Raw genomic sequence first — 13,503 nt, 5'->3', positions numbered from 1 at the left:
GATCCATCTATCTAAGGAGTGGCGCAACTTTGGAAGAGCTCCGCATTGAAGCCAACGGGAACCTCGGCCCTATCGATTCATCCCGTATCCCGCGCTATGCCGGCGCTGCGACCTATGCCCGGCTTCCCCGTCTGGACCAGGTCACCAAGGCCGACGTCACCGTTGTCGGCGTGCCTTTCGACTCCGGCGTTTCCTATCGTCCAGGCGCCCGTTTCGGCGCCAACCATGTTCGCGAGGCCAGCCGTCTGCTGCGCCCGTACAACCCGGCCTGGGACGTCAGCCCGTTCGAGAACATCCAGGTCGCCGATGCCGGTGACATGGCCGTGAACCCGTTCAACATCAACGAGGCCATTGAGACCATCCAGCAGAACGCGCTGGACCTGACCGCGAACGGCAGCAAGCTGGTCACCCTCGGTGGCGACCACACCATCGCACTGCCGCTTCTGCGGGCCGCGGCCGAACGTGCCGGTGAACCCATCGCCATGCTGCACTTCGACGCTCACCTGGATACCTGGGACACCTACTTCGGTGCAGAGTACACGCACGGCACCCCGTTCCGCCGCGCAGTGGAAGAGGGGATCCTGGACACTGAAGCCATCAGCCACGTTGGTACCCGCGGTCCGCTCTACGGCAAGAAGGACCTCGACGACGACCACCGCTTTGGCTTCGGCATCGTCACCTCCGCGGACGTCTACTACCAGGGCGTGGCCGAGACGGTGGCCAAGATCCGGGACCGCATCGGCAACCGCCCGCTGTACATTTCCGTTGACATTGATGTCCTGGATCCGGCCCACGCACCCGGCACGGGAACACCGGAAGCCGGCGGCATCACCAGCCGTGAGCTCCTGGAGATCATCCGTGGCTTCCGCGGCATGAACCTCGTTGGCGCTGATGTAGTGGAAGTTGCTCCGGCTTACGACCACGCCGAAATCACCGGTGTTGCGGGCAGCCACGTGGCCTATGAACTGGTGACCCTCATGGCCGACAACGCCGTGGAAGGGGACCGACACGGTGCGCCGAACGGTTACGCCCAGCAGGCCCTCAGTGCGCGCATTGAGGAACTCGCGAAGGCCACGCAGCGATGATCGATTTCGACCCGGGCACGGCAGCCCCTACCAGGGAGACCGGGGAGCGTAACGGCGGGGACCTCGTCGTCGAAACCCTTGAAGCGCTCGGCGCGAAGACGGTTTTCGGTATTCCGGGCCAACACGCCCTTGGCTTGTTCGACGCCATGGGCCGCGGGAACCTGCACTTCGTTTCCTCGCGGGTGGAGAACAACTCGGCGTTCGCCGCTGATGGTTATTCCCGTGCCACGGGTGAGGTGGGCGTCTTGTTTCTTTCCACCGGCCCGGGGGCGTTGACCTCGCTTGCGGGGTTGCAGGAGGCGTATGCCACGGGTGTGCCGATGGTTGTGGTTGCCAGCCAGATCCCGTTGGAGGGTTTGGGTGCCCGCCGCAAGGGCATGCTCCACCAGCTCGATGACCAAAAGGCCTCCGCCGCCAACGTCACCAAGAGCCAGCGGCTGATCCAGCATGCTTCTGGTATCCCGTCGGCCATCCAGGACGCGTGGACCGAGGCCATTTCCTCCCCGCAGGGCCCGGTGTGGATCGAGATCCCGCAGAACGTGCTTCTGGACCCGATCGTGGTGCCGCCGGTGGAGGACGCGCTGGCCGAAGCCTTCGATAACCCGCCGCGCGTGGAATTGGTCCGCGAAGCCGTGAAGTGGCTCTCGACGGCGGAACGTCCGGCAATCATCGCAGGCGGCGGTACGCGCCGTGGCCGGGCGGAGAAGTCGCTGCTCTCCATCGCCGAACAGCTCCGGGCGCCGGTCATCTGCACCCCGGGCGGTAATGGTGCGTTCCCGTGGAACCACGAATTGTCCCTGCAGTCCTGGATCGAGGACCGGTACATGACCGATGTCCTTGAGGACGCGGATGTGCTGATCGTGATCGGTTCGTCCCTGGGCGAGGTGACCTCGAACTACTTCACGTTCGAACCCCGCGGCCGGATCATCCAGATCGACGCCGAACCCCGGGTCCTGGAATCCAATCGCCCCGGCCTGGGCATCCGCGCCGATGCCGGGCAGGCCCTCGCAGCACTGGATGCGGCCCTCTCCGAGGCCGGGGCAGCGACGTCGGCGGTCCGGTCCTGGCACGGCGCCAGCCCGGAAGAACTGGTCAAGGAGTCCCTGGCCAAGGTCAAGGCCCGCCTGGAATCGCAGGACCTGGCCAAGGAACTGAAGTTCATGGCCGATATCCGCGAAGCAGTACCGGCGGACATGCAGACCTTCTGGGACATGACCATCTCCGCGTACTGGGGATGGTCCTGCTGGGATTCCCGCGACGGACAGTTCCACTCCGCCCAGGGAGCCGGTGGGCTCGGCTACGGCTTCCCGGCTGCGATCGGCGGGGCCGTGGGCCTGGAAACTACGGGAAAGCCGAGCCGGGTACTGGCTGTTTCCGGTGACGGTTCGTCCATGTACTCCATCTCCGAACTCGCCACCGCCAAACAGCACAACATCCCGGTCACCTGGCTGATCGTGGACGACGGCGGCTACGGCATCCTCCGCGAATACATGGTGGGCGCCTTCGGCAAGGCCACGGCCACCGAGCTCGCCCGCCCCGACTTCGTCAAGCTGGCCGAGTCCTTCGGCGTGCCGGCCGTTCGAGTCGACCCGGACCAGGTGGGGGACGCGCTCAAGGCGTCCTTCGCCGCGGACGGACCCAACGTCGTCGTGGTTGAAACGCTCCTCAAGATGTTCGGTCCCACCCACCTGGACGATTAACGAACAGCAGGAAGCCCCCGCATGGAACACCATGCGGGGGCTTCCTGCGTTGCGGGCCACGCACGTCAGTCGAGTTCGCGGTGGGTGCCTTCCGGCGTGGCCTTGACGGCGATGGCCGAGGCCAGCAGGGCGACGATCCAGAACGCGGCAATCAGCCACAATCCACCACCGGCAACGAGGCTCAGGCCAGCCACGATCATCGGCGTGAAGCCTGCGCCCACCATCGAAGCGCCTTGGTAGGCGAGGGAGGCGCCGGTGTAACGGTTGCGGGTGGGGAACTGCTCGGCCACGTAGGCGGCAATCGGACCGTAGAGGAAACCCTGAACCAGCCCGTTGCCCAGGATGATCGCGAGGGCGAAGCCCCACAGTTCACCGTTGCTCATGAGCAGCAGGATCGGGTAGACCAGCACCACACCCAAAAGGGAGGCCCCGATCAGCACCCGACGGCGGCCGATCCGGTCGCTGAGGCGTGCGGAGTAGAAGCAGATCACCAAGGTCAGGAGCGCAGCCAGGGCCTTGATGTTCAGGACGCCGTTCTTGTCGGCGCCGCTTTCCACTGCGACGGAAACGCCCCATACGGTGGTCATCGACTGGCAGACATAGAACGACGTGGTCGCGAGCAGGCCAAGTACCACGGCCCGGGGGTTGTTCTTCAGGACATCGAGCAGCGGCACGCGGCGCTTTTCGCCGGCTGCTTCAAGGCGTTGGAACGCAGGTGTCTCGGCAACTTTCAAGCGGATCACCATGCCAACCACAATGAGCAGTGCGCTCAGCAGGAACGGTATGCGCCAGCCCCAGACAAGGAAATCGTTGCCGGAAACCGCCGCGAAAAGGGACAGTGCCAGCGTGCCAAGGATCGCGCCCGCCGGCCCGCCGGCGTTGGCGAAGGCCGCAGCGAACCCCCGGTGCTCCTTGGGTGCGTGCTCAATGGCCATGAGTGCCGCGCCGCCCCATTCGCCACCTACGGCGACGCCCTGGACCAGGCGGAGAATCACCAGGGCGATCGGTGCAGCCATGCCAACCTGGGCGGTGGGCGGAAGCAGGCCGATCGCCGTCGTGCCGAGTCCCATGATCAGCATGGACAGGACCAGCATCTTTTTGCGGCCCAGGCGGTCGCCGAAGTGGCCGAAGATCAGGCCGCCCAAGGGCCGGGCGATGTACCCTACGGCGAGCGTCACGAAGGAAGCGAAGAGGTCGAATCCGGGGCCAAGGTTGGCGAAGAAGACCTTGTTGAAGACCAGGCTCGCCGCCGTCGCGTAAAGGACAAAGTCGTAGTACTCAATGGCACTGCCGACGAAGCTGGAGGCGAGAATGCGGCGCATGTCCTTGGAGTTCATGGACGTGGCTGTGGGAGTGGCAGCGCCTGTGTCAGGGGCTGTTGGTGCTGTGCTCATGTGCTTCCTCAGGTTGGGTTCTTCGTCCGTCAGCGCTGACGGTTGAACGGAATGGCGTCGAGGTCGTTGGGAATGGTGAAGGTGCCGCTGAAGTGCTCGCCGGCCTCCTGCCATACGGCTGCGGAAGCGGACCCGGGAACCAGGTGGTGCAGGGCCAAATGCCCGACGCCGGCAACTTCGGCCAGCTTGGCCGCTTCGCGGACGCTGGTGTGGGATTTGTAGTGGTGGTCGCGGGAGGCGCGGCTGGATTCGTCGGTCTTGTCGGCATAGAGCGACTCCACCCACGCGAAGTCGATCGCCTCGTGCAGGAGGAGGTCCGTATCCTGTGCCAGGGTGATCATGTTCTGCGTGTACGCGGTGTCTCCGGAGATCGTGACCGAGCCTTCGGCGGTATCGAACCGGAAGGCGAAAGCCGGGGCCACAGGAGGATGTTCCACCAGGATGGCCGTCACGGTCACCAGTTCGTCGCGGTACACCTCGAACGGTTCCATGTCCGGAGTCGGATTGTTGTTGGGGTGGTAGCCCGAGTCCGCCGGAATGACGATGTCCTCAGCGTGGAAGATGTCCAGCGGGCTTGGCCGAAGGCTGTCCAGGATGCGGTCGTTGAGGTCCGTCGCATGTGCCTTCATGAGCTGTTCGAACATCTGGCGGGTGCCCGGCGTCGGATTCTCCGGCGCCAGCGGTTGGGGTTCGACGACGGCGCGCGGCGACACAGCGGGAAGCTCGCCCCGGTTGCCGGGTCCAATGATGCGCACTGGATTCTCCGTGCGGTCGGTCAAGGCGTAGAGCCCGAAGATGCCGAGACCGGCGAGGTCGTAGACGTGGTCCGAGTGGAGGTGCGTGATGAAGAGGGCACGCAGGTCCTTCAGCTGCAACCCTGACTGGCTGAGCCGACGTCCCGCGCCCTGTCCGAAGTCCACCAGGTAAAAGGCATCCCCAACCACAACGGCCGTGGCGATTCCCGTGCGCTCGCCGGAGTCGGCTGCGGCCCACCAACGTGGTCCGCCTGCTGTTCCCAGCGTGACGATGTGCGGCTTGAGGGATGACGTCGGCGTCATGGTTCTCCTTGTTCGGAATGGCTTTCTTCCAGTGTGGTCCGCACCACGTCACTTGTATAATCAATCAATTCTAAGGAGTTCATAAGGAGAACTGATGGGTGAGTTCACGCTGCGGCAGCTCGAGTATTTTGTGGCCGTGCTGGATCACGGATCGCTGACCAAGGCCGCCAGCGAGAGCAATATCTCCCAGGCCGCTGCCTCCATGGCAATTGCCCAATTGGAAAAGAGCCTCGGGCTGGACCTCCTGATCCGGACCCGCGCCAAGCGCGTGGAGCCCACAGCTGCGGGGGTGGAGTTGGGTGTGCGGGCACGGCGGATCCTCCGCGAAACGGCCGACTTGCAAGGGGCCTTGCGCGGTTCCCACGAAGACATGCGGGGGCGCGTGTCCATCGGGTGCATGATTGCGATCTCGCCCCGGCTGATCCCCGAACTCATCCGGGCCTTCGCCGCCAAGTGGCCGGAGGTGGAACTGGACTTCGTGGAAGGCAACGCGGAGGAGCTGCAAAGGGCGGTGGGGGAAGGTGAGTTGGACGTTGCCTTCATCTATTCGCTCCAGGCGGTGCCCGGCGTCGAAATCCTGACGGTAGCCGCGTCACGGCCGCAGTTCATGCTGGCCGCAGACCATCCTCTGGCCAGCCGGAAGTCCCTCAGGTTCGCCGACCTGGCCGGGGAAGACGTGGTCCTGTTCGATGTTCCACCCAGTGCCGAGCGTGTCATTGCGATGTTCCACTCGGCTGGCATCGAACCCAAGGTGCGGTGGAGGAGCGTGGTGGCGCAGACCATCCGTGGCATCGTGGCCAGCGGGCAGGCTTACTCTGTGACCAACGTCTGGCCTGGCATCGAGTCCCTCTACACAGGTGCCCGGGTGGCGCTGGTTCCCATCGAAGACAAGTTGCCGGCCAACGAGCTCGTAGCAGTGGTTCCGCCGGGTGTCAGCCGCCCCCGGCGCGTGGAGGAAGTGATTCTCGCGGCCAGGGCGCTGACGCGGCAACCGGAGTATCCAGAACCCAACTGACTGGCAGTAGTGGTTGTTTTGAGACGTCAATACAACCACTACTGCCAGTCAGTTGGGGGTGACCTTCTTTAGTTTCCCAAAGCAATCATTTAGGAGTATAGTTGCTTTAGGCAAACAAAAAGGGGTGTTTTCCATGTCCGTCGGTTCAGCCACGGCAACCGATCTTGTTCATCACATCTTTGACCTCCAGCGGACTCTGCGCTGTGTGGTGACCGCCCACCTGGCCCGCGTTCCCGACGTCGGAATGGCAGTCCAGGGCGTGATGCGGTTCATTGGCGAGGGGGAGACCCGCGCGACGCACCTGGCCGCACGGCTGGGAGTGAGCGCGCCGGTCCTCAGCCGGCACGTGTCCGAGCTGGAAGAGCTTGGCTACGTGGTGCGCCGGCCCGACCCCGCAGACGGAAGGGCGCAACTCCTTGCATTGACCGAAAGCGGGACGGCAAAGCTCCGCGAGGTCGAAGAACAACGCAGCGCCAGGCTACGCGACTATCTCGCGGACTGGAGTGAAGAAGATGCGCTCGAGGCATCCCTGGTGCTGCAGAAACTCACCGGGTCCCTCAAAGACTCAATCCGGGCAACGGCGGCCGGTTCCACAACAACGAATCCCACAGTTCAGGAGCCACAACTATGGCCACACCAGTAGTCCAAACACCGGCCGCAGGGCGGAATGCAGCCCCGGCACCTATGACGCACCGCCAGATCATGGAGGCCCTCACCGGTCTCCTGGCAGCATTCTTTACCGCCATCCTGAGCAGCACCATCGTTGCAAATGCCCTGCCCACCATAATGTCCGAGCTCAAGGGCACCCAGACGGACTTCGCCTGGGTCATTACCGCGGCACTCCTGGCGAACGCCGCCACAACGCCCATCTGGGGCAAGCTGGCCGACCTTTTCGACAAGAAACTCCTGGTCCAGCTCAGCATCATCATCTTCGTAGCCGGCTCGGTCATGGCCGGTTTGTCCGAGACCATTCCGCTGCTGCTGACCGCACGCGTCATCCAAGGTGTGGCGATGGGCGGTCTCACCGCCCTTGCCCAGGCCATCATCGGCTCCATGATCCCGCCCCGGGACCGCGGCAAGTACTCCGGCTACATGGGTGCAGTCATGGCTGTAGGTACAGCCGGTGGCCCGTTGCTGGGTGGCTTCATCGTGGACAGTCCGCTCGGCTGGCGCTGGACGTTCTTCGTCTGCGTGCCGCTGGCCGTCATTGCGCTGATCCTGCTCCAGATCACCCTGAAGATCGAACACATCAAGCGGCCGGCCAGGATCGACTGGCTCGGTGCGATCCTGCTGACTTCCGGCGTGAGCCTCCTCCTGATCTGGGTTTCCTTCGCGGGCAACCCCGAATACTACGACTGGGTGTCCTGGCAGTCGGCCCTCATGGTGGGCGGCGGCGTGGCGCTCCTGGCCCTCCTGGTGTTCGTGGAGACCAAGGTTTCCCAGCCGATCATTCCCCTCAAGATCATCTCTGAGCGCACCACCGCCCTGGCCATCCTGGCATCCGTTGCCGTTGGTATTGCGATGTTCGGTTCCTCCACCTTCCTGGGCCAGTACTTCCAGGTCTCCCGCGGCGCCACACCCACTGAGGCAGGCCTCCTGACGCTGCCGATGATCGCAGGAAACCTGGTGGGTTCGGTGGCTTCAGGTGTGCTGATCAGCCGCTTCGGCAAATGGAAGCGGTTCCTGATCGCAGGTTCTGTCCTTTTGATCGGCGGGCTCGCCTTTGCGGGCACCATGGACCACACCACCGAGCTGTGGATCGTAGCCATCTACACCGGCGTGTTCGGCCTCGGCCTGGGCATGCTCATGCAGAACCTGGTGCTCGCGGTACAGAACACCGTGCAGGCCAAGGACATTGGTACTGCCAGTGCTTCGGTTGCTTTCTTCCGCTCCGTAGGTGGCGCGATCGGCGTTTCGGTCCTCGGGGCCATCATGTCCAACCATGTGAAGGACCTGGCCACCGAAGGCCTGGCAGCGGCAGGCATTCCCGTCCAGGGCGGTGCCTCCGGGGCCAGTATGGACCTGGCGGACATGCCCGCTCCGATCCGCGACATCATGCGTGCCGCTTACGGCGATGCCACCGCGCAGATCTTCCTGATCTCTGCCTTCATCAGCGTCGTTGCCCTCCTGGCTGTCCTGTTCATCAAGGAACGCCCGCTTCGCCGGACCGTTGATGCGGCACCCGAAAAGGAACTGATCGCCGCCGCTTCCGGCGAGGCCGCGATGGCACTGGATACGACGTCCATGAACGCGGAGCCGGGCCCGTCCGGTGCGGACCAGGCGCACGACGCCGGAACGCGGCTGGGTGCCGGAGCTCCCCGGAATGCGGGGAACCGCCCGGGTGCAGGTTCCCGGGAGCGTGCGGGTTCCGGTGAGGTTCCCGGCCGTCCGGCGGCGGGGGGACGGTCAGCCGATGACCTTGACCTCGAGTTCGCCAGGATCCTGACGCAGGAACGGCCCCACACCGCGTCCGACGTCAAGGAACTCCAGGAGCAACTCTCCAGGACGCAGTATGTCCTGGCTGAACAGCAGCTCCAGCTCAGCCGGGCCAATGTTGAGCTCCAGGCGCGTCTGCGTGACCAGCAGACTGTTGCGGAACAGCAGGCCCGCACTGCCGACGAGTTGAAGGCACTCCGGAAGGAACTCAGGCGTGAGCGCCGCGAGCAGGAACGCATGGCGTTGCTGCTTCTGCAGGGAGTTGAGTCCCGGGCCGACCACGGCAAGCACGCAGGCTAGAACTGCCAGCAGTTCCTGTGCAGATTTGCTCCTCCGAACTGTGCGGAATGAAGCGGACAGGGCATGATGAAAGCGCCGGTTGGGATTCCAGCCGGCGCTTTGCCGTGATTGGGCCCGCCAGCCTCGATGAGTCTGCCATGGTCACTCACCGATATTCGTAATACGATTGTGTGCATGGAACGCAAGATGCACGGCAGAGAGGTCTCGGAGACCGAGATCGATGAATGGGTCGAGGAGGCCGACGCCGGTTACGACCCCGAGGAGTTGAAGGCGCGGATGGGGCGCCCGGCCCGGGGAGCGGAGGCGTCTCAGGTCATTCCCGTACGACTGACAGTCGACGAGCTTGCAGCGGTGATGGCACGAGCCGAGCGGGAGCACCTCAACCGGTCTGAAGCGATCCGCGCCGCATTGGCCGCTTGGTCACACGCGGCGTGAACGTCCGCCGCTCGGCACACAAGCACGGGATCAGCTCCGCTGACGCGGTTGAGGCGGCGACTTACCTATCCGTCGCATGCCTTTTCCGCCGACGAGATACTCCGCTGGGATGATCTTTCCCCGAGGTTGTTTCGCTGGGGCAACGGATTTCGTAGAGTGGGGAGGCTAATACTGTCAGCGCCTGCTGCTAGAACTTTTCTTACCTCATTCACTCACTCTCTCCTTAAGGATTCGTGGGCATGCTTGTCACCCTGATACGGCGCTATTCAAGACCGTATGTGCCGCAGATTGTGGCCGTCCTCATCTTCCAGCTGGCGTCCACCATCGCCACGCTCTATCTCCCCAGCCTTAATGCCCGGATCATTGATGAGGGAGTCTCCCGCGGAGACACCGACTTCATCTGGCGGACCGGCGCACTTATGCTCGCGGTGGCATTGGGCCAGGTGGTGACAGCCATAGCGGCCGTCTATTTCGGCTCGCGGACGGCCATGGCCATCGGACGCGACCTCCGGCGCAGTGTGTTCCGACAAGTCAGCAGTTTCTCCGCCCAGGACGTTAACAAGTTCGGCGCGCCCACCCTCATCACGCGCGGCACCAACGATGTCCAGCAGGTGCAGATGCTGGTCCTGATGGGCCTGAACTTCATGGTTTCCACGCCGATCATGTGCGTTGGCGGCATCATCATGGCCCTGCGCGAGGACCTAAGCCTTTCATGGCTGGTGTGGGTCTCGGTTCCAGTGCTGGTGGCCGTGGTTGGCTACTTGGTGGTGCGCCTGATGCCCCTGTTCCGTTCCATGCAGGCCAAGATCGACTCCATTAATGGTGTGCTGCGTGAGCAGATCATTGGTATCCGCGTGGTCCGGGCCTTCGTCCGCGAGCCCTACGAGGCCAAGCGTTTTGGTGAGGCCAACCAGGATCTCACTGCAGTATCCGTCAAGATCGGCAACCTTTTTGTCCTCATGTTCCCGGCCATCGGCATGATCCTGCACCTGTCCACTGCGGCGGTGCTGTGGTTTGGCGGCCAGCGGGTGGACTCCGGCGAAATGCAGGTCGGTGCCCTGACCGCTTTCCTGCAATACCTCCTGCAGATCCTGATCGCCGTCATGATGGGCACCTTCATGGCCATGATGATTCCGCGCGCCTCGGTGTGTGCGGACCGCATCGGCGAGGTTCTCGACGTCGAACCTTCCATCCACAACCCCAGCTCGCCGGTGGTGCCCGCCCAGAAGAAGGGCCATGTCGAATTCCGCAACGTCACCTTCAAGTACCCGGGCGCTGAGGCGCCCGTGCTGAGCAACGTCTCGTTCACTGCCGAGCCAGGCCAGACGCTGGCCATCATCGGATCCACCGGGGCCGGCAAGACCACGCTGATCTCCCTGCTGCCGCGGCTCTATGACGTCGCGTCCGGCGATGTACTGCTCGACGGCGTTCCGGTCACCAAGCTGGATGCCTCCGAAATCACCAGCCGTGTCGCGGCAGTTCCACAAAAGCCATACCTGTTCTCCGGGACCATCGAACACAACCTCCGTTTTGGCAAACCAAACGCTACTGACGAGGAACTGTGGGACGCGCTGGAAACCGCGCAGGCCAAGGACTTCGTCATGGAGAAGGCATCCGGGCTGGACCGGCGCATTGCGCAGGGCGGCACCAACGTGTCCGGCGGTCAGCGGCAGCGGCTGTCCATAGCGAGGGCTTTGGTTACCAAGCCCAACGTGTACCTCTTTGATGATTCGTTCTCCGCCCTCGATGTCGCCACGGATGCCCGCCTGCGCAAGGCACTGAAGGCCAAGACACAGGACGCCACGGTGATCATCGTGGCGCAGCGGGTGTCCACGATTGCCGAGGCCGACCAGATCCTGGTCCTGGACAACGGACGGATCGTGGACCGTGGGACCCATGAGGAACTTCTGGAAACTTCGCCCACTTACCAGGAAATCGTTGAATCCCAGTTGAGCGTGGAGGAAGTGGCATGAGCGGGCAGGACCAGCAAAAGAAGCGCGGTTGGGCTGCCAAAGCTGAGGCCGCCAAAGCCGCTCGTGCCAACACCGAGGCCGAGGTGGCCACCGACGTCGTCGAGGACGAGGATTTCGTCGAGGAGGAGTACGTTCCGACTGAAGCCGACGGTGGCATGTTCGGCGATGTTCCGGCCAAGAAGGCCAAGGCGTTCTGGCCGTCAGCCAAACGGCTGATGGGGTTGCTCAAGCCCGAGAGCGTTGGGGTGTACATCGTGATCGGCCTTGTGGTGGTCTCGGTGGTCCTGAACGTCATCGCCCCCAAGGTCCTGGGCAGTGCCATGGACGTCATCTTCGGTGGTGTCATCGGCAAGCAGCTTCCCCCCGGTGTTACGCCGGAGCAGTTCGCAGAGCTTATGCGCCAGCAAGGCCAGGACAATTTCGCGGACATGGTCTCCAAGATGGAACTCACCAACGGGATCGACTTCCCCAAGCTGACGTTCCTGATCTCGATCGTGTTGCTGATGTATTTTGTTGCCAACATTTTCCTGTGGGCCCAGGGCTGGCTTCTGAACAGGATCGTCATGCGCGTCATCAAGAAGCTCCGTGACGATGTCCAGGCCAAGCTGAACCGCCTCCCGCTGAACTACTTCGATACCCGCCAGCGCGGCGACATCCTTTCACGCGTCACCAACGATGTCGACAACGTCCAGCAGGGCCTCCAGCAGGCCTTCGCGCAGCTCGTCAGCTCTGTCCTGACTGTGCTGGGCATCATCGTCATGATGTTCATCGTGTCCTGGGAGCTGGCGCTGATTGCGCTGATCGCCCTGCCGCTTTCCGGCGTCATGGCCGGTGTCATCGGTGCCAGGAGCCAGAAGCTCTTCGCCGCGCAGTGGAAGAACACGGGCGCACTGAATGGCCAGATCGAGGAGTCCTTCTCCGGTCACGACCTCGTCAAGGTGTTCGGCCGGGACGCTGACATGCTGGTGCGATTCGACGAGAAGAACGAGGAACTGTACAAGGCGTCATTTGGCGCCCAATTCGTGTCCGGCATCATTTTCCCGGCCATGAACTTTGTGTCCTACCTGTCGTACGTCGGAATTGCCGTGGTGGGTGGACTCCGCGTGGCATCAGGATCCATGAGCCTGGGCGATGCCACGGCATTTATCCAGTACTCCCGTGAATTCACCCAGCCCCTCGGCCAAATCGCGGGCATGGCCAACATGCTGCAGTCCGGTGTGGCCTCGGCAGAGCGGGTGTTCGAGTTCCTCGATGCCGACGAGGAAGTCCAGGAATCCGGCACCAAGCACTTGCCGGCCAAGACGGACGGCCATGTGGAGTTCGAACACGTGAGCTTCAGTTACGTCGAGGACAAGCCGCTGATTGAGGATCTGTCGTTCAGCGCCGAACCCGGCCACACCGTGGCAATCGTGGGTCCTACAGGCGCCGGGAAAACCACCCTCGTGAATCTGGTCATGCGCTTCTACGAGCTCAACGCGGGGCGGATCACCCTGGACGGCGTGGACATCAAGGACCTCAGCCGTGCCGAACTGCGCTCGAAGGTGGGGATGGTGCTGCAGGACGCCTGGCTCTTCGGCGGAACCATCTACGACAACATCCGGTACGGCAACCTCGACGCCACCGAGGAACAGATCATGGAAGCCGCCAAGGCCACCTACGTGGACCGGTTTGTCCGGGCGCTGCCCGATGGGTACCAAACAATCATCGACGAAGAAGGCAACAACGTCAGTGCCGGTGAGAAGCAGCTGATCACCATCGCGCGGGCGTTCGTGTCCGATCCCTCGTTGCTGATCCTCGACGAAGCCACCAGCTCCGTGGACACCCGTACGGAACTGTTGCTGCAGAAGGCCATGGCCGCCCTCCGCACAGACCGCACGAGCTTCGTGATTGCCCACCGCCTCTCCACCATCCGTGATGCCGATACCATCCTCGTCATGGAGAACGGGCGAATCGTGGAACAAGGCAACCACAACCAGCTGCTTGCACTGCAGGGTGCCTACAACCGTTTGTACATGTCCCAGTTCGCGGGTGAGAACGCCGGGGAAACCGCGGTCGACGATTCAACGGCGGTGCACAGCTGAACGACAAGGCACCCCGGCGCATAGAG

Annotated in this window: 10 protein-coding genes; 8 read left to right on the top strand and 2 right to left on the bottom strand. The window is 63.3% G+C overall.

Annotation, left to right across the window (positions count from 1 at the left end; genetic code table 11):
- Positions 1-29 precede the first annotated feature (29 nt).
- A complete protein-coding gene (gene speB, locus ACSVIE_RS11305; protein WP_426006240.1) occupies positions 30-1,085 on the top strand; it encodes an agmatinase in 1,056 nt (351 codons plus the stop codon).
- The gene (locus tag ACSVIE_RS11300) at positions 1,082-2,785 is read left to right on the top strand and encodes a thiamine pyrophosphate-binding protein (RefSeq protein ID WP_442423880.1); all 1,704 of its coding nucleotides are present in this window, start codon (positions 1,082-1,084) and stop codon (positions 2,783-2,785) included. Before speB ends, ACSVIE_RS11300 begins: the two co-directional genes overlap by 4 nt.
- A gap of 65 nt (positions 2,786-2,850) precedes the next feature.
- Here ACSVIE_RS11300 and ACSVIE_RS11295 read toward each other — a convergent pair whose 3' ends face one another.
- Together ACSVIE_RS11295 and ACSVIE_RS11290 are read right to left on the bottom strand one after the other, a co-directional pair.
- Complete coding sequence (locus tag ACSVIE_RS11295) at positions 2,851-4,179, bottom strand: MFS transporter (protein WP_442423879.1); 1,329 nt, start codon at positions 4,177-4,179, stop codon at positions 2,851-2,853.
- 29 nt (positions 4,180-4,208) lie between these two features.
- Complete coding sequence (locus ACSVIE_RS11290; RefSeq protein ID WP_442423878.1) at positions 4,209-5,237, bottom strand: MBL fold metallo-hydrolase; 1,029 nt, start codon at positions 5,235-5,237, stop codon at positions 4,209-4,211.
- A 94-nt stretch (positions 5,238-5,331) separates the two neighbouring features.
- Between ACSVIE_RS11290 and ACSVIE_RS11285 the strand changes: the two genes are divergently transcribed.
- The 6 genes from ACSVIE_RS11285 (at position 5,332) to ACSVIE_RS11260 (ending at position 13,477) form a co-directional block, all read left to right on the top strand.
- Positions 5,332-6,252, top strand: a complete 921-nt coding sequence (locus ACSVIE_RS11285; RefSeq protein WP_442423877.1) for a LysR family transcriptional regulator — start codon at positions 5,332-5,334, stop codon at positions 6,250-6,252.
- Positions 6,253-6,385: 133 nt separating this feature from the next.
- Positions 6,386-6,895 (top strand): MarR family winged helix-turn-helix transcriptional regulator, encoded by a 510-nt coding sequence (locus ACSVIE_RS11280; RefSeq protein ID WP_426006245.1) that lies wholly within the window; start codon positions 6,386-6,388, stop codon positions 6,893-6,895.
- Positions 6,880-8,988: an MFS transporter gene (locus ACSVIE_RS11275; RefSeq protein ID WP_442423876.1), complete on the top strand. Its 2,109-nt coding sequence runs from the start codon at positions 6,880-6,882 to the stop codon at positions 8,986-8,988. The genes ACSVIE_RS11280 and ACSVIE_RS11275 overlap by 16 nt, the downstream gene beginning before the upstream one ends.
- A gap of 174 nt (positions 8,989-9,162) precedes the next feature.
- The gene (locus ACSVIE_RS11270) at positions 9,163-9,423 is read left to right on the top strand and encodes a ribbon-helix-helix protein, CopG family (RefSeq protein WP_442423875.1); all 261 of its coding nucleotides are present in this window, start codon (positions 9,163-9,165) and stop codon (positions 9,421-9,423) included.
- Between the two features lie 239 nt (positions 9,424-9,662).
- Positions 9,663-11,396 carry an ABC transporter ATP-binding protein gene (locus ACSVIE_RS11265; protein WP_442423874.1) on the top strand — a complete coding sequence of 578 codons (1,734 nt, stop codon included), beginning with the start codon at positions 9,663-9,665 and terminating at the stop codon, positions 11,394-11,396.
- A complete protein-coding gene (locus ACSVIE_RS11260; RefSeq protein ID WP_442423873.1) occupies positions 11,393-13,477 on the top strand; it encodes an ABC transporter ATP-binding protein in 2,085 nt (694 codons plus the stop codon). Before ACSVIE_RS11265 ends, ACSVIE_RS11260 begins: the two co-directional genes overlap by 4 nt.
- Positions 13,478-13,503: the final 26 nt, after the last annotated feature.

It is taken from the genome of Paenarthrobacter sp. NCHU4564, assembly GCF_052156435.1.
Taxonomy (GTDB): domain Bacteria; phylum Actinomycetota; class Actinomycetes; order Actinomycetales; family Micrococcaceae; genus Arthrobacter.
The sequence above is the reverse complement of the archived record's forward strand: the minus strand, read 5'-3'. Positions and strand labels throughout refer to the sequence as shown.